The 16,392-nt window shown below is 73.2% G+C and carries 10 protein-coding genes; 6 read left to right on the top strand and 4 right to left on the bottom strand.

Annotated elements, in window-relative coordinates; all coding sequences use genetic code 11:
• Positions 1-33: 33 nt before the first annotated feature.
• Positions 34-1,500 (bottom strand): glycoside hydrolase, encoded by a 1,467-nt coding sequence (locus KHP12_RS30620; RefSeq protein ID WP_086882708.1) that lies wholly within the window; start codon positions 1,498-1,500, stop codon positions 34-36.
• Positions 1,501-1,788: 288 nt separating this feature from the next.
• Here KHP12_RS30620 and otr(A) point away from each other — a divergent pair, with 288 nt between their 5' ends.
• On the top strand, positions 1,789-3,765 hold the full coding sequence (otr(A), locus tag KHP12_RS30615) for a tetracycline resistance ribosomal protection protein Otr(A) (protein ID WP_086882709.1): 1,977 nt from the start codon (positions 1,789-1,791) through the stop codon (positions 3,763-3,765).
• Positions 3,766-3,796: 31 nt separating this feature from the next.
• On the opposite strand, the gene KHP12_RS30610 is transcribed toward otr(A), so the two are convergent.
• The gene (locus KHP12_RS30610) at positions 3,797-5,044 is read right to left on the bottom strand and encodes an IPT/TIG domain-containing protein (protein WP_308289518.1); all 1,248 of its coding nucleotides are present in this window, start codon (positions 5,042-5,044) and stop codon (positions 3,797-3,799) included.
• A gap of 99 nt (positions 5,045-5,143) precedes the next feature.
• The gene (locus KHP12_RS30605; protein ID WP_211833944.1) at positions 5,144-5,896 is read right to left on the bottom strand and encodes an IPT/TIG domain-containing protein; all 753 of its coding nucleotides are present in this window, start codon (positions 5,894-5,896) and stop codon (positions 5,144-5,146) included.
• A gap of 477 nt (positions 5,897-6,373) precedes the next feature.
• Between KHP12_RS30605 and KHP12_RS30600 the strand changes: the two genes are divergently transcribed.
• The 5 genes from KHP12_RS30600 to KHP12_RS30580 are packed head-to-tail and all read left to right on the top strand — an operon-like array spanning position 6,374 to position 14,218.
• The gene (locus KHP12_RS30600; protein ID WP_245010149.1) at positions 6,374-8,089 is read left to right on the top strand and encodes a S1 family peptidase; all 1,716 of its coding nucleotides are present in this window, start codon (positions 6,374-6,376) and stop codon (positions 8,087-8,089) included.
• A complete protein-coding gene (locus KHP12_RS30595) occupies positions 8,086-10,506 on the top strand; it encodes a serine/threonine-protein kinase (protein ID WP_210609714.1) in 2,421 nt (806 codons plus the stop codon). Before KHP12_RS30600 ends, KHP12_RS30595 begins: the two co-directional genes overlap by 4 nt.
• 12 nt (positions 10,507-10,518) lie before the next feature.
• Positions 10,519-12,012: a vWA domain-containing protein gene (locus KHP12_RS30590; RefSeq protein WP_086885194.1), complete on the top strand. Its 1,494-nt coding sequence runs from the start codon at positions 10,519-10,521 to the stop codon at positions 12,010-12,012.
• The gene (locus KHP12_RS30585; RefSeq protein WP_086885195.1) at positions 12,009-12,941 is read left to right on the top strand and encodes a GlnX family signal transduction membrane protein; all 933 of its coding nucleotides are present in this window, start codon (positions 12,009-12,011) and stop codon (positions 12,939-12,941) included. Before KHP12_RS30590 ends, KHP12_RS30585 begins: the two co-directional genes overlap by 4 nt.
• Complete coding sequence (locus KHP12_RS30580; protein ID WP_086885196.1) at positions 12,938-14,218, top strand: ABC transporter substrate-binding protein; 1,281 nt, start codon at positions 12,938-12,940, stop codon at positions 14,216-14,218. The genes KHP12_RS30585 and KHP12_RS30580 overlap by 4 nt, the downstream gene beginning before the upstream one ends.
• 91 nt (positions 14,219-14,309) lie before the next feature.
• Here the strand turns inward: KHP12_RS30580 and KHP12_RS30575 are convergent, their stop codons facing one another.
• Positions 14,310-16,217, bottom strand: coding sequence for a DUF8823 domain-containing protein (locus tag KHP12_RS30575; RefSeq protein WP_086885197.1), 1,908 nt, complete (start codon positions 16,215-16,217; stop codon positions 14,310-14,312).
• Between the last annotated feature and the right edge of the window lie 175 nt (positions 16,218-16,392).

Below are 16,392 nucleotides of genomic sequence, written 5' to 3'. Positions count from 1 at the left end.
CCACCGCCCCACGCCCTACGTCCTACCGTCGGCTCACTCGGTCACCCCGTCGATCTGGAACGTCTGCACCGACTTCTCGGCGAACCGAACGCTCAGCCGCTTCCCGGCCAGCGCCGTGTCCTGGCGCGCGGTGTACAGATCGCCGGTGCCCGAGGTCTGGGTGGACCAGCGCGGCACCAGCCCGCCCGTGCCCCCGGTGACCTGGCCGAAGCGGGACAGATCGAAGGTGAGCGTCTGCGCGGCGCCGGGGTTGACGGCGACGAGCACGAGCCGCCGCGCCCCCGGGTCGTACGCGGCGACCGCGTGGTCCGAGCCGGTCTCCAGGATCCGCATCCCGGGGCGGATATGGCGGGTGAACTGGGCGAGCACGTAGTACTTGGTCTGCACGGCGCCGGGCTGGGCGGTGTCCGGGTCGTAGTGGATCAGCGCCCACCCGGCGCTGGGGTCCATGACCTGCCAGTAGCACCACGCGGTGGGGTGCAGCCAGCGGAAGTCCAGGCAGAGGTTGGTGGCCAGGGTGAGGCCGGTGCCGTCCTTGTCGCCGGTCTCGGAGTTCCACAGCTTCTTGCCCGCCGCCCGCACGTCCGCGGACAGCAGATCGCGGCGGCCGCCCGAGCCCTGGTAGCCGTGGACGTTGACCTGGTCGACCAGGGCGCGGGTGGCGGTGTCGAACGAACTCCAGGTGGTGCGGGCCAGGTCGTAGCTGGTCTCGTCCGACGCCGAGATCCGGGTGCCGGTCAGCCCACGCGCGTCGAGCTCGGTGCGGAGGTGGCCGAGGACGGTCCGCTGGACCGCCGCGTCGATGTGGCAGCCCTCCTGGGTGCCGTCCGCCTTCCACCAGGCCGACGAGGGCTCGTTGAACGCCTCGACGGTGGCGAAGCGGACACCCCAGTGATCCTGGGCGTAGCGGGCGGTGGTGGCGAGGTAGAGCGCGAACTGGCGGTAGTTCCAGGACTGGAGGTTGTTGCCGCCGTCCGCCGCGCCGGACGGGTTGTGGTTGAGACACATCCACCACATGGGTGAGTTGGAGAACAGCTCGCTGACGGCGCCCCGCTGGACGGCCTTGGCCAGCGCCGCCCGCTGGACCGCGTCGGCGTTCCAGTGCCAGGCCGCGGAGGCGGGGTCCTCGCTGTTCCAGTCGTGCCAGTAGCCCTCGATCTGCTTGAACCGGGGGATGTTGGGCGAGGCCACCATGGACTCACCCGCCACGCTGGTCCAGGCGCAACCGCCGAGGTTGTAGCGGGCGATGTTCAGCCCGAGACCGGGCAGCGACCGGCCGCCGTAGCCCACCGACTTGGTGGTGAAGAAGAGATCGGCGAAGTCGTCCCGCTGCCCGAAGAGATTGGCCCACCAGGCGAGCGAGGTGCCCCAGCCCTCCCAGGCCCCGTGGTCGGTGCCGGGGTCGACGCCGATGGTCTCGTCGGCCCAGGCGGTACCGGTCGTGAGGGCGGTGCCGAGCACGGTGGTGCCCGCCGCCGCCAGAAGCGTTCTGCGCCGCATCGTCAGTCCCCTCCGCCGCACCGGCCCCCGTCGCTTACGAAGCGTCGGGGCAGCGGCGGGCGTTGTCGAGAGGCGTGACAGCGCTTTCTACGGACGGGCCGGGGGTTGCGCGGTGACGGTCCGCCCGAAATTCGGTTGCCTCCGCCCGCCCCCGTGTCCAGGATGTCCGCGACCTCACATCGACGAGGCGTCCACGAGACATCTACGAGCAGGAGCAACCGATGCGCCGATTCCTCGGAACGACTCAGCGCCCCCACCGGACGACCGTCTTCGAGGACCTCAGCATCCATGCCCAGCTCTCCACGGGTCTCACGGACCCTCAACATCGGTGTGCTCGCCCATGTCGACGCCGGTAAGACCAGCCTGACCGAGCGGCTGCTCTACGACGCCGGGGTGATCGACCGGCTCGGCAGCGTCGACACCGGGGACACCCAGACCGACACCGGCGAGATCGAGCGGCAGCGCGGTATCACCGTGCGGACCGCGGTCGCGTCCCTCACCACCGGGGACACCCAGATCAACCTGATCGACACCCCCGGCCACTCCGACTTCATCGCCGAGGTCGAGCGCGCCCTCGGGGTGCTCGACGGCGCGGTGCTCGTGCTGTCCGCCGTCGAGGGTGTCCAGGCGCAGACCCGGGTGCTGATGAAGACCCTGCGGCGGCTGCGGCTCCCGGTGCTGCTCTTCATCAACAAGATCGACCGTGCGGGCGCCCGCGACGAGGGGCTGCTCGACGACATCCGGCGCACCCTGGCGCCGCATCTCGTCCCGCTGACGACGGTAAGGGAGTTGGGCACGCGGAACGCCCGCGCCCGGCCGCGCTCCCTGGACGATCCGGGGGTGCGCGCGGAGGCGGCCGAGGTGCTGGCCGAGACCGATGACGCGATGCTCGCGCGGGTCGTGGACGGTCCGCCGCCCTCGGCCGAGGAGGTGGGGGCGGCGCTCGCGGCCGGTACGGCGGCGGGGCTGGCGCATCCGGTCTTCTTCGGCTCGGCGCTCAGCGGCGAGGGGGTCGGGGCGCTGGTCGAGGGGGTGGCGCGGCTGGTGCCACCCGCGCCGGGCGGCGCGGAGCCGCGCGGCACGGTCTTCGCCGTGGAGCGCGGCGGGGGCGGCACAGGTGGCACAGGCGGCAGGAGCGGCGCCCGTGGTGGCCGTACGGCCTATCTGCGGCTGTTCTCCGGCGAGGTGACGCTGCGGCAGCGGGTGACCCTGCACCGCCGCGAGCCCGGCGGTGCCCTGACCGAGCACACCGGGCAGATCACCGCGCTGGAGGTCATCGGCGACGCGGGGGCCGCGCGGGAGCCGCTGACCGCCGGGAACATCGCGAGGATCAAGGGGCTGCCCGGGGTCCGGGTCGGCGACCGCCTCGGGCCCGTCCACGACGCCCCGTCGGACCGTCGGCACTTCGCCGCGCCCAGCCTCCAGACCCTCGTCCACGCCCGCGAGCCCGGCGCCGCCGCCGCGTCCCGGCTGCACACCGCGCTGCTGGACCTGGCCGACCAGGATCCGCTGATCCACGCGCGGCCGATGCCGGGCGGGGCCACCTCGGTACTGCTGTACGGGGAGGTGCAGAAGGAGATCATCGCGGCCACGCTGGTCCAGGACTACGGCATCGAGGCGGACTTCGAACCGAGCCGCCCGGTGCTGGTCGAGCGTCCCTCGGGGATCGGCGAGGCCGTCCGCGAGATCGCCCGGGTCGGCCACACCGGGCCGTGGGCGACGGTCGGGCTGCGCGTGGAGCCCACCGAGCGCGGCGCCGGGGTGGTCTTCGGCTATGAGACGGAACTGGGCGCGCTGCCCCGCGCGTTCCACAACGCGATCGAGGAGACCGTGTACGAGACGCTGTTCCACGGGCCCCGTGGCCGCTCGGTGACGGACTGCCGGGCCGTCCTCATTCGCTCCGGGTTCATCGGCCCGCTGAGCACCGCGGCCGACTTCCGCGACCTCACCCCGGTGGTCCTCGGGGAGGCCCTGGAGCGGGCGGGGTGGCGGATCTACGAGCCGTACCACGCCTTCGAACTGGAGCTTCCGGCCGAGACGCTCGCCGCGGTCACCGCCCAGCTCGCCGCCGCCGAAGCGGACATCGGCGAGAGCGTGGACGGTGCCACGGGGTGGCTGCTGCGGGGCGAGCTCCCGGCCCGCCGGGTGCACGGTTTCGAGCGGGTCCTGCCCCGGCTGACGCACGGCGAGGGGGTGTGGTGGTCCCGGCCGTGCGCCGACCGGCCGCTGCGCGCCGGGGCGGCGGCCCCGGGCCTCGGCTCCTAGCTCCTCCTGGCTCCTGGCCTCCTCCTCGCTCCTAGATCCCGGGCGGCGCCACCCGGGTGTAGACGAGGCTGTTGCTGCTGCCGCCGACCGTGATGACGTGTACGTTCACCGGCCCGGCGGGCCCGGACGGGGCGATGGCGGTGACCCAGGTGTCGGAGACGACGGTGAAGGACGCGGGCGTGGAGCCGAAGACCACCGAGCCGGTGGCGGTGAGACCGCTGCCGAAGAGCGTGACCGTGGTCCCGGCGCCGAGCGGCCCCTGGGTCGGCGACAGGCTGGTGAGAACGGGCGTGGGGACATAGGTGTACGAGACGCCGTTGCTGGTGCCGCCCGGCGTCACCACCGTGATCTGCACGGTGCCGCTGCCGGACGGCGCCACGGCCGTGATCTGCGTGGCCGAGACCACCGTGAAGGAGGTCGCGTTGACGGCCCCGAACCTGACCGCCGTCGCACCGAGCAGATTGGTGCCGGTCAGGGTGACGGTCGTACCGCCTGCGGTGGGGCCCTGGGCGGGTGAGGCGCCGGTGAGAGTGGGGACGCCGACGTAGAAGTACGTGACCCCATTGCTGGTGCCGCCCGGCCCGGTCACGGTGATCTGCACCGGCCCGGCGGCCCCCGGCGGGGCGACCGCGGTGATCTGGGTGGCCGAGACCACGGTGAACGACAGGGCGGGCGTGGAGCCGAAAGTGACCGCCGTGACGCCCGTAAGGCCGCTACCGGAGAGCGTCACCGTATTCCCACCACCGACCGGCCCCTGCCCCGGCGAGACAGCCGTCAGCACCGGCACCGCCACCACCACATAGGCGTACGACACCCCATTGCTCGTCCCGCCCGGCCCGCTCACCGTGACCTGCGCCGCGCCACTGCCCGCCGGCGCCACCGCCGTGATCTGCGTCGCCGACACCACCGTGAAGGACGTGGCGTTGACGGCCCCGAACCTGACCGCCGTCGCACCAAGGAGATTGGTGCCGGTCAGGGTGACCGTCGTACCGCCGGTGGCGGGGCCCGAGGCGGGCGAGATGGCGGTGAGGGTGGGGGCGGCGGCATAGCCGAACGCCACCCCGTTGCTCGTCCCGGCCGGTGTCGTCACCGTGATCTGCACGGTGCCGCTGCCGGGCGGCGCCACCGCAGTGATCTGCGTGGCGGAGACCACGGTGTACGACAAGGCGAAGTTCGGGCCGAAGCGGACCGCCATGGCCTGGGTGAAGTTGCTCCCGGTCAGCGTGACCGGGGTCCCGCCGCCGGGCGAACCGGCGGCGGGATTCACGGAACTGATCACAGGAGGGGACGCCACGGCCGTCGAGGGACCAGTGTCTGTACCTGTGGCTTGAGGGGTACTCAAGGCGGCTCTCCTTCTGGCGGGTCGTCCCACGGGTGATCAGATGCCCGGACCGGCGACGTACTGGAACGGGGTCGCGGCGCCGGCGCTGCCGGCCAGGGTGGTGACCGTGATGCCGGCGGGGCCGGGCGCCCCGTCCGAGGTGGGCGGCGACACCGCGGAGACGGAGGTGTCGCTGATGACTGTGAACGACGCCGCGTTGCCGCCGAAGGTCACCGACTGGGTGGTGGACAGGTTGGTGCCGGTGATGGTCACCGTGGTGCCGCCGGAGGGCGGACCCGAGGCGGGCGTGAAGCCGGTGACCGTCGGGGTGGCCACATAGGTGTAGGAGAAGCCGTTGTTGGAGCCGCCCGCGGTGGTGACGGTCACTCCGACCGGCCCGGCCGCGGCGCCGGCCGGTACGGCCACGGTGATCTGGCTGTCGGAGACGACGGTCGGCGTCGCGGAGTTGGCGCCGAAGGCCACGGCGCTGGCGGTCGAAAGACCGGTGCCGGTGATGCTGACGGTGTTGCCGCCGGCGAGCGGTCCCGAGGTGTCGCTCAGCACGGACTTGAAGGGCGGGCCGATGTAGAAGAAGTTCAGCGGGTTGCTGGTGCCGCCGGGCGTGGTCACGGTCACCGGCACCACCCCGTTGCCGGAGGGTGAGGTGACCGTCACGGACGTGGCGTTGTTGGCGGTGATGGTGGCCAGTTTGCTGCCGAAGTGGACGGCCGTGGCACCGCCGAGGTTGCTGCCGGTGATGACGACGGTCTGTCCGCCGGCGCTGGACCCCTGATTGGGTGAGATGGGCATGGCGCATTGCCTCCTGGGTGAGGGCGGGGCGTGGACGGGACCGGGCGGGCTGGACCCGCTCGCGCTCACGGCGGTCCGGTGCGCGACCGCGGGCTTTGGGGCACCCGCCCGGTCCTCCTCGCGGTACGCCTGGCGCCCGGCTCCGGCGAGGATGCGGCGCCCCCAGCGCCGAAAGAATCGACGGGAGGTTCCACCGCACACTTTCAGTAATCCATCCGACGTAGCCCGCCACAAGAAGAGGTGACGCCACGTCACCCGAATGGCCGGGCGCGCGAGACCGGAGGCGCCGCACACCGGACGCGCCGGGCCTGCCATCCCGCCCCGTACCGCCCTGGCACGCCCTCTCCGGCTCCGGGTCCGTCCCTCTCGGGTCCCGGTGCCGCCCCGCTCCGGTCCCGGCCCCGCCCCTCACCCGTTCCCGTGACCCATCGGACGGACGGGTCACTTCCGTACCTCTCGGGCGTATGCTCTTGCCACATGGGGGCGGAAATGGGCATTACCGCCGATGCGACCTCCAACGGGGGCACATGGCGGGTGAGGATCCGTAGTTCGGCCGGTGACGTCCTGGGCGCCGGAATCCTCCTGGGCAGTGAGACGGTGCTGACGTGCGCCCATGTGATCCCCGACGACGGGCTCCCGGTGCCCGCCACCGAGGTGCTGGTCGAGCTGGTCGAGGTGCACGAGGCCCAGCCCGTCCCCGCGCGCGTCGCCGACGGCTGCTGGGTGCCCCAGCGCTCCGACGGCTGCGGCGATGTGGCGCTGCTGCGGCTGAGCCGGCCGCAGCCCGCCGAGCACGCCGCACCGCTCTACCGGCTGCCGCCGGTGCTCGGCCGGCCGGTGTGGATGGGCGGCTTCCCCAAGGGGCTCGACAACGGCCACTATCTGCGCGCGAAGACCGCCGGGCGGGTCGGCCCCCGGGCGGAGTGGGTGGGTCTCGACCCCAAGTCGCCCAGGGATGTGGTCCGTAAGGGCTTCAGCGGCGCCGGGGTGGAGGACGAGGCGACCCGGCATGTCATCGGCATGGTCGTCAGCCGGTACGACGACCCCGTCGACGTGCCCTCCGCCGAGCGCCTCAGCGTCTCCTACATGATCCCGGTCGAGACGATCGTGCGCCATCTGCCGGTGGTCCACCGCTGGGTGCGCGGGGACCCCGGGGTGGACCGGCCGCTGGTCTCCCCGCTGACCACCGGCGTCCAGGACATCGGCTTCGCCCAGCGGCTCGCCGTATGGCTGCGCCGGGAGCCCCTGACCGGGCGCGCGGGCATCACGGACGTGGAGACCGTGGTCATCGAGGACGACGACCACGCGCGGTACGAGGCGCTGAGCCGCGCCATCACGCTCGCCGACCGCGAGCTGTCGGGCGGCGGCCCCGACGAGGCGGTCTCGGCCGCGCCGCGCGGCACCGTACCGCCGCTGGGCAGCGTGGACCTGGCCATCGACGTCACCAAGCGCACCGACACCGAGGTCGCGCTGCGGGTCGCGGACCGGATGGATCTGCGCTCGCCCGGCGACACCTCCCCGCTCAGCCGGGTCCGGGCCAACGCGGTGCCGCTCACCATCGTGGCCGTCGGCGTGGACCGCGCCCGCGATCCGGAGGCGCTGGTCGGCTTCATGAAGCTGCTCGCCGACCGGGGCAGCCGGCTGCTGCTGGTCTTCCGCGACCCCCACTCGAGCGGACTGCGGCTGGCCGAGCGGCTGTTCCGCCCCGAGGCGGCCCGGATCGACGCCTGGCTGGACGAGCTCGCCGGGCGGGTGGCCCTCGCCGCCGACCGCGAGCACGAGACGGCCGAGCGCGGGGCGCGCCGCTCGTCCTTATCGGACGCCGAGGACGCCACGGCCCTGCGGATCAATCTGACCCGGCTGCGCTCCGACCCCGAGCTGCGCTCCCACCGCATCGTCGCCAAACTGGCCGCGTTCGAGCACTCGGTGCGGGCGGTCGCCGAGCGGGCCGAGGAGACGCTGCGGACGATCGACGCCCAGCAGCCGGCGGTCCAGGAGCTGAAGTGGCAGCTGGTGTCGTACACGGCGATGCTCGGGACCAAGGCCGAGTCCGAGCGGGCCGAGCTGATTCCGCTGCACCGCGCCGCGGTGCGGCTGCTGGCCGAGGTGCCCTGCGATCTGCCGGAGGCCCGTCGCGCCGTCGACCGGTTCGTGGCCGCCGTGCACACACCGCCGGAGGGGGAGGCGCCATGACGGACCCGACGGATGGGGCGGTCTGCGGTCGCCAGGACTGCCGCGGCGAGGGCCTGGGCCGGATCAACGCCCGGGGCTTCTGCTCGGAGTGCGGCCGAAGACCCCTGCCCGCCGCCCCTTCTCCCGCTCCCCCGCCCGTTGAGCCCGCCGCCCCTCTGGTGTCCGAGTCCACCGCGACCACGGCCCGTGCCCGCCGCCGCGATGTGGCGCGGAAGTTCACGGTGCGGCCGGCGGGCGAGGGCCTGCTGGACCTGCCCCGCGTCGAACTGCCCTCGCTGCGCGACCTGGTGATGGACGATCCGCACCCTCCCTCGCGCGGCCAGACCTGCGGCTGGGAGGGGTGCGACGAGATCGTGGGCGCGCCCTACGCCGGACAGTCCGCGCTCTCCCGGGGCTACTGCCCGCGCTGCCGCCATCAGTTCGACTTCACCCCGCGGCTGAGCCCCGGCGATCTGCTGGGCGATCAGTACCGGGTGATCGGCTGCGTCGGGTACGGCGGGCTCGGCTGGGTCTATCTCGCCGAGGACACCCAGCTGGACGACCAGCCCGTGGCCATCAAGGGCCTGATCAACAACGAGGACGAGGCGGCCCTGCGGGTGGCGGTCGAGGAGCGCCGCTATCTGACCATGCTCGACCACCCCGGCATCGTCCGGATCATCAACTACGTCACCCAGCCCGACCCTCGCGACGACGGGGCGCTGACGGGCTACATCGTGATGGAGTTCGTCGGCGGGATGACCCTCGCCCAGATCAAGGACCACATCGCGGACGCGGTGAAGCCGTACGACGGGCCGCGGCTGTACGAGCACATCCTGGCCTACGGCTGTCTGGTGCTGCGGGCGCTGGGCTATCTGCACGGCGAGAAGCTGCTGTACTGCGATCTCAAGCCGAGCAATGTGATGCACTACGAGGACCGGGTCAAGGTGATCGACCTCGGCGCGGTGCGGCGGCTGGGCCAGCGGGACGGCGGGCCGCCGGTGATCACCGAGGCGTTCGCCGCCCCCGAGGTGCTGGCCCGGGGCGCCTCCGCGCTCACCGAGCGCCATGACCTCTTCGGGGTCGGCAGAACGCTCGAGGAGCTCTCGGACAAGGCCGCCCGGCAGACCCAGCGGCCGCCGGGCCTGGGCGCCGAGTCCTATCGCCGGGTGCTGGCCCGCGCCACCGCGGCCGACCCGGAGCGGCGGTTCGGATCGGCCGCGGAGATGTCCGAGCAACTGTGGGGCGTGCTGCGGGAGATCCACTCGTTGCGGCTCAGCCGGGAGCAGCCCGAGCCGTCCACGCTCTTCGCCCCGACCTCGGCGCTGCTGGACTCCTCGCTGGGCCGGATCCCGGACCTGGAGCGCTGGCTGGACGGGGAGCCGCGCCCGCTGCTGGCGTCGGGGCTGCCCCAGCCGGAGCGGGTGCCGCTCGGGCTGCCGGTGCCGTTCCCGGACGCGGCGGATCCCGGCGCGGCGCTGCTGGGCGTCCCGACCGACAGCGGGCCGCGTCGGCTGATCGAGCAGCTGCACGCCTTCCCCCGCCCCTCCGCCGAGATCCGGCTGCGCGTCTGCCGCGCCTATCTGGAGCTGGGCGAACGGGACGCGGCGGGCGATGAGTTGGCGATCGCCGTGGAGCTGATCGGCGCCGCCGCCCCGTACGACTGGCGGCTGTCCTGGCACCGCGCCCTGCTGCGGCTCGCGGACGGCGCGGTGGCCGACGCCCGGCGCGAGTTCGACGAGGTCTACAGCGCCCTGCCCGGGGAGTACGCGCCCAAGCTGGCGCTCGGCTACTGCGCCGAGCACCTGGGCGACCACGAGGCCGCCAAGCGGTTCTACGAGGCGGTGTGGCAGCGCAACCGCTCGCAGGGCAGCGCCGCCTTCGGGCTGGCCCGGCTCCGGCTCGCGGCGGGCGACCGGGGCGGCACGGTGGAGATCCTCGGCGGGGTGCCGAAGGTCTCCCGCCACTACGACGCCGCGCGGATCGCCATAGTGCGGGTGCTGTCGGGGCGGCTGGGCCACCCCGACGCCCTGCCGACGGCCGAGGACCTGGCGGAGGTGCGCACGAGGCTGCCGCGGCTGTATCTGGACGAGGGCCGCGAGTCGGGCCCGGCCCGGGACCGGCTGACGGCGGAGTCGCTGGAGGTGACGCTGGACTGGGCGGAGCGGCAGCCGGGGGCCGGGGAGCGGAGGGGTGCGCCGGCTGGGCATGCCCGTTCACGGCGCTGGGTGCGGAAGGGGCGCGCCGATCCGGCGGCTGAAGCGGCCCGGAGGGGAACCGAATCCCCGTCACTGGTGTATGGGGAGTGGGAGGACGAAAGCGCGCTGCGCGCCGAGCTGGAGCAGACCCTGCGTCGGCTGGCCCGGCAGGCGGACAGCCCCGAGGCGCTCGGGGCGCTGATCGACCGCGCGAATGCCATCAGGCCCATGACCCGCGTCTGACAGGGGGATCAGATGAGCGAGGACCGAGGAAGACAGCACGGACCAGGGGGCACGGACGGGGGCCAGGCCCTCACCCTGCGGGTGCACCAGAACAAGTACCTGCCCGCCTCCGCGGGCCGCACCGAGATGCACGCCATCGTCAGCGTGCGGGCCCACGGCCTGGGCCCGGCGGCGGCCCGCACCACCACCTCGGAGGTCATCGTCATCGACTGCTCGATGTCGATGAGCTGGCCACCGACGAAGATCGCGGCGGCGCGGCGGGCCACCGCCACCGCGGTCGGCATACTGCGCGACGGCACCCGCTTCGCGATCGTCGAGGGCACCGAGCAGGCCCAGGTGATCTATCCGTTCACCGGCGGCATGGCGGTGGCGGGGCCGGACACCAAGGCCGCCGCCGCCCGGGTGGCGGCCCGGCTGCCCGCGGTCGGGGGCACCGCGATCGGCTCCTGGCTGGATCTCGCCCGGCGGCTGCATCTGCGGCAGCCCGCCGCGATCCGGCACACCCTGCTGCTCACCGACGGCCGTAACGAACACGATCCGCCCGGCTATCTGGACCAGGTGCTGGATGCCTGCGCCCCGCATTTCACCTGTGACGCGCGCGGGATCGGCGACGGCTGGGACGCCACCGAGCTGAAGCGGATCGCGCACCGGCTGCACGGCCGGGCGGACGCGGTCCTGGAGGACTCCGCGCTGGCCGCCGAGTTCGAGGAGATGGTCTCCGCCTCGATGGCCAGGGCGCTGGCCGGGGTGCGGATCCGGATCCGCACCCGGGCGGGCAGCCGGGTCGGCTTCGTCAAGCAGGTGCACCCCACCCGGGCGGACCTCACCGACGAGGGCATCCGCCCCGATGAGCGCACCTGGGAATGGACCACCAGCGCGTGGGGCGACGAGACCCGCGAGTACCAGGTGTCCGTGTTCGCCGATCCGCGGCGCGATCCGATGGGCGAGGACGTGGAGCTGGCCGCCGTGGAGCTGTCGGTGGAGGGCGACACCGCGCTGCCGCTGCCCGAGCCGGAGTCGGTGCTGGTCCAGTGGACGGACGATGTGCTGCTCTCGTCCCGTATCGACCCCCGGCTGGCACACTACGACGCCGACTCCGAGCTGGGCCACGCGATCACCGCGGGCTGCGACGCGTACGAGGCGGGTGACCGGGAGCGGGCCCGCCGCCAGTGGGGGCGCGCCGTCCAGCTGGCCCATCAGCTGGGCAGCGAGAAGATGCTGGCCCGGCTGAGCGGGCTGGTCCACATCGTCGACGCGGCCACCGGCGAGGTGCGGATCCGCGAGCCCATCCGGCCGCTGGACCTCAACTCGGTGATCGTCGTGTCGGAGGAGAGCGCCCCCTTCATGGGGCTGGACCGCCCGGAGCCCGCCGCGCCGCCCGCCGCGGATGTCCTCTGCCCGGCCTGCGGGCGCCGGTCGCCCGCCACCGCCGGGTTCTGCCAGCAGTGCAACGCTCCCCTGAGCGGCGAACCGGGCGCATCGGGCTCAGCGGGCGGCGCGAGATGAGCGCCACCCGGGCCTTCCTGGTCCGCCGGCTGATCGCCCTGCTCGTGGTCACGGCGGTGGCCGTGGCCGCGCTGCTGGCCGCGTACTACGGCGTCAGCCGCAACTCCAAGGCGGTGACCGACCGGTCCACCCCGGCGATACTCCAGGTGGCCGCCGCGATCGACGCGCTGAGCGCCTCCTGCGACGAGGCCCGGCGCAGCATCTCCAGCCCCACCGCGGAGTTCGAGGGGCTCAGCGAGGAGTACCGCAACCAGCTGTCGACGGCCAAGCAGAGCCTGGCACAGGTGTCCAAGAGCACCATCGGGGGCGAGTCGGCGCGCGGGGCCCTACGCACCTCGGCGGCGCTGGTGACGTCCTACGGCGACACCGTCGAGCAGGCGTACGCGAACCGCGAGAACCCGACGCTCAGGGATGCCTATCTGCGGTACGCGGACTCCATCCTGCACCACGACCGCAGCGGCGTCCTCGACCGTCTGAGGGCGGTGCAGCAGCGGCAGTACGGCGTGCTCGACGACCAGACCTCGTTCGGCTGGCTGCTGGCGTTCGCCTGGTGGCTGCTGTTGCCGGGGCTGTTCCTCACGCTGGCGGCGTTGCTGGTCCACACCCAGCGCTATCTGCGGCACCGCTTCCGGCGGCTGGTCAACCCCTGGCTTGCGGCGGCCACCGCGCTGCTGGTCGCCCTGCTGCCGCTGGCGGTGTTCACGTACCAGACCCAGGACCGGCTGGAGTCGGCCCGGGCCAGCCTGACGCAATCGGGCATCGGCCGCACCGGCGGCCCCACCGCCAGGGAGGTCGCGAGGACGATGCGGAACGCGCATTGGCAGGCCGGTGCGGTCGGCTGGATACCCGTGGGCGGCGCGGTGCTGGCCGCCCTGATCCTGGTCGGCCTCCAGCCGCGTATCGACGAGTACCGGTTCCAGTCCCGATGAGCGCCGCGAAGCGGTCCCGTCACGCCACGGCCACGGTCCTCGGGCTGTGGATGGTGCTGCTGTCTGTCGTGGGCGCCGGCGATACGAGCGGCTGGCAGTCGCGCGGCAGTGTCAGCGTGCTCGCGTCATGGACCGGCAATGAGGGCAAGGCGTTCCGGCGCCTGCTGGACACGTTCACCAGGCGGACCGGCATCCATGTCGACTACCAGGGCACCACCGCCCTGCGCGAGGTGCTGTCCTCGGAGGTGGCCTCCGGGACCCCGCCCGACATCGCCGTGCTGCCCAGCGCGGGCGAGCTGGCCGCCTATGCCCATCAGAGCCAGCTGACCACGCTGGACGGTGTGATCCCGAGCCGGGAGCCCTATGGAAAGCTGTGGACGCCCCAGCTGCGGCCCGGCGGGCCGGTGTACGGGATCGCGGTCAAGGCCGATCTGAAGAGCATCGTGTGGTACGACCGCGACCGCCGCCCGGACACGCTGTCCGCCCTCGCCGCCGACGGTCGCCAGTGGTGTGTCGGCATGGGCGACGACGCGGCCTCGGGCTGGCCCGGCACCGACTGGATCGAGGATCTGCTCCTCCAGCAGCAGGGCCGATCCGTCTACGAGGACTGGGCCACCGGCGGGCTGCCGTGGACGGACCCCCGGGTGGAGCGGGCCTGGCAGAGCTGGGGTTCACTCTTCGGCAAGGACACCGCGCGCACCGCGCTGATCACGGAGTTCCGCAAGGCGGGCACGAAGCTGTTCGGCACGGACCCACCGTGCGCGCTGGAGCACCAGGGGTCGTTCATCCGGGGTGGCTATCCCGACCCCGCCAAGGCGAACTTCGTCTTCTCGCCCCGGTTGCTCCCCGAGGCCGACCGGCAGTCCACCGCCCGCGAGGTTTCGGGGGACTTCGCCGCGATGTTCCGTGACACCCCGCAGGCACAGGAGCTGATGCGCTATCTGGTCTCGGCCGACGCCCAGCGGATCTGGGGGCGGAATGCCGCCGGCAAGAGCGTCCATCCCTTCTTTGCCAACCGCGACGTCCCGCTCGACGCCCAGGGCGACGACGCCGTGGACCGGAACATCGCGAAGACGCTCCGGGACTCGGACTCGCTGTGCCTGGACGCCTCCGACGCCATGCCCACCCGGATGCGGGTGGCCTTCCAGCGCGCCGCGCTGGCCTACCTCAGCGACACCAGCAAGCCGCCGGACGGGCTGCTGCGCAGCCTGGAGAGGATCCGCCGGAGCCTGCGCGACACCCGCGACCAGCCCTGGCTGTCGACGGTCTGCGGCTGACCGGGCTCGGGAAACCGGGCCGCGGCCGGCCGGGCCAGGAAGCCGGGCCGCGGCTGACCGGGCTCAGCAGCCGGGTCAGCCGCTGACCGGCTCAGGGAACCATCTCGTCCGGGCAGGGCGTGCCGCGCGGCAGCTGGTACTTGCCCGTTATGCGGTAGATGCCGGGCCGGGGGGCGTGCAGCACCGTCCACTCGTCCTCCGGCTGGCCCTCTTCCCCGCCCTCGACCAGCTTGGTGAGGCAGCCCTCGCGGTTGACCGGCAGCCGGTCGTCCTCCCCCTTCGGGGCCCGGACGCTGTGCCCGTCCTCGTCCACCAGGCCCAGCCACGGCGAGTACGGGATGCGGATGAGCACCGGACCCTTGGCGCGGACCGACAGCACCAGCTGGTCGGCGCCCGCGCGGCGCACGGTGGCGGGCGGGTCGGCGATCTGCGTCGGGTCCTTGACCTCGTACAGCTTCCAGTTCTCGTCCGACCAGACCTGGCGCAGATACGGCAGCTCGGTGCCGAGCAGCTCGGACTCCTTCTCCGCCGCGGTGTCGGGGTCGTCCGCGGGCAGCACCACGAAGTGCACCGCCCAGCGCTTGAGCCATTCGTGGTAGCTGACCGGCGTGAGGGTGTCCTCGCCGTAGAAGATCGGGTTCCGGTCCAGGTCGCGCTGGCGGTTCCAGCCGCGCGCCAGATTGACGTACGGGGCGAGCGCGGAGGACTCGCGGTGGCTGCGCACCGGAACCACCTCGACCCGGCCCCGGTCGGCCTTCTCCCGCTTGAGCCGGTCGACCAGCGGCGCCAGCTCACGGGCCCAGGACGCCGAGGGGGCGGTGTGGATCACGTCGTCGGCGGTCTTGACCCCCTGCCACACCGTGACGGTCGCGAGCGCCAGCACCAGAACGGTCCAGCGGCGGCCCGCACGCGTCGTGCGCAGCTCGGCGCGCGGTGGCTTGCGCACCGCGGGCAGCGCGGCGATCAGCACCACACCGCCGAAGATCATGCCGAGCCGGGAGATATTGGTGCCGATCTGGGAGGGAATCACCCAGGTGAGCACCACTCCCACACAGTAGAGCCCGGCCCCGACCCGCACCGTCGACCAGGTGCGCGGCACACACATCAGCGTGGCGGCACCGGTGATGAACGGCAGGATCACCGATCCGATACCCATCGGCTGCTCACCGGAGAACGGGAACAGCCACGCCGACAGGCCGACCACCACGGCCGGGGTGATCCCGAGCGCGTACGCGGCGGGCCGCCGCTTGGTCAGCCACAGCCCGGCGGCCACGACGCCCACGAACAGACCGGCCACCGGACTGGACATGGTCGCCAGCGCCGACAGCACGGCGGCCAGGACGAACCGTCCGGTCTTGTGGTGCCAGCGCCGGGAGCGCCACCGCCGGGGCCAGGCGAAGATCACGGCGACGGCCGCGAGCCCGAACATCGCGCCGAGCCCGAAGGTCACCCGGCCCGAGATGGCGTTGCAGGTCAGCGCGAACGCGCCGTACATGGCGGGCCACATCGGCCGCCGCACGGCACGGCTGCGCACCAGCAGCAGCGCGAGCAGCCCGGCGGACAGCGTCCCCGCGATCATCATCGTCGAGCGGACCCCGAGGACCGCCATCAGATAGGGCGAGATGACGCTGTACGAGACGGGGTGCATCCCGCCGTACCAGGCCAGGTTGTACGCCAGGTCCGGGTGCTGGAGGGCGAACTCCGCCCAGGCGTCCTGCGCGGCGAGGTCACCGCCGCTGTTCGCGAGCAGCGCCACCCACACCAGATGCAGCAGCGCGGCGGCGGCCAGGGCGGCCAGAACCGGATGGCGCAGGGCCGCCGTCCGGGCCCGCTGGAGCAGCCCGCCCGAAGCGGCCTGGCGGCTCTCGCGCTCCGCCTCCGCCTCCACCGGGCCGGTCGGCTCGGCCGGCCAGCGCTGTGCGGGTACGCGTATTCGTGCGGCGGTGCTCTCCTCCGAGCCCCCGCCTTCATCGGCCCGTGTCGGATCCACGGTGGTCACTGCGGCTCTCCCCGTCTTCCCCCGAGGTCTGCCCCATCGTCCTCAACCCCGCGCCGGGTCACTCCGGTTCCGCGGTGGGTCCAGGCCGGGGACCCAACGACGCTAGCACGCTCGGGCGGCCCCGATCCGGCTCGGGCCCCGGCGGCGTTTCGCGCCGGGGCCACTTCCTCTCGTC

Source organism: Streptomyces asiaticus (genome assembly GCF_018138715.1).
Lineage (GTDB): Bacteria > Actinomycetota > Actinomycetes > Streptomycetales > Streptomycetaceae > Streptomyces > Streptomyces asiaticus.
This window is presented reverse-complemented; position numbering and strand designations above follow the sequence as displayed.

What these genes read in the sequence shown, in the direction of transcription:
- KHP12_RS30620 (WP_086882708.1), bottom strand. Translation starts at nt 1,500, where the DNA reads ATGCGGCGCAGAACGCTTCTGGCGGCGGCGGGCACCACCGTGCTCGGC.
- KHP12_RS30605 (WP_211833944.1), bottom strand. Translation starts at nt 5,896, where the DNA reads ATGCCCATCTCACCCAATCAGGGGTCCAGCGCCGGCGGACAGACCGTC.
- KHP12_RS30600 (WP_245010149.1), top strand. Translation starts at nt 6,374, where the DNA reads ATGGGGGCGGAAATGGGCATTACCGCCGATGCGACCTCCAACGGGGGC.
- KHP12_RS30595 (WP_210609714.1), top strand. Translation starts at nt 8,086, where the DNA reads ATGACGGACCCGACGGATGGGGCGGTCTGCGGTCGCCAGGACTGCCGC.
- KHP12_RS30590 (WP_086885194.1), top strand. Translation starts at nt 10,519, where the DNA reads ATGAGCGAGGACCGAGGAAGACAGCACGGACCAGGGGGCACGGACGGG.
- KHP12_RS30585 (WP_086885195.1), top strand. Translation starts at nt 12,009, where the DNA reads ATGAGCGCCACCCGGGCCTTCCTGGTCCGCCGGCTGATCGCCCTGCTC.
- KHP12_RS30580 (WP_086885196.1), top strand. Translation starts at nt 12,938, where the DNA reads ATGAGCGCCGCGAAGCGGTCCCGTCACGCCACGGCCACGGTCCTCGGG.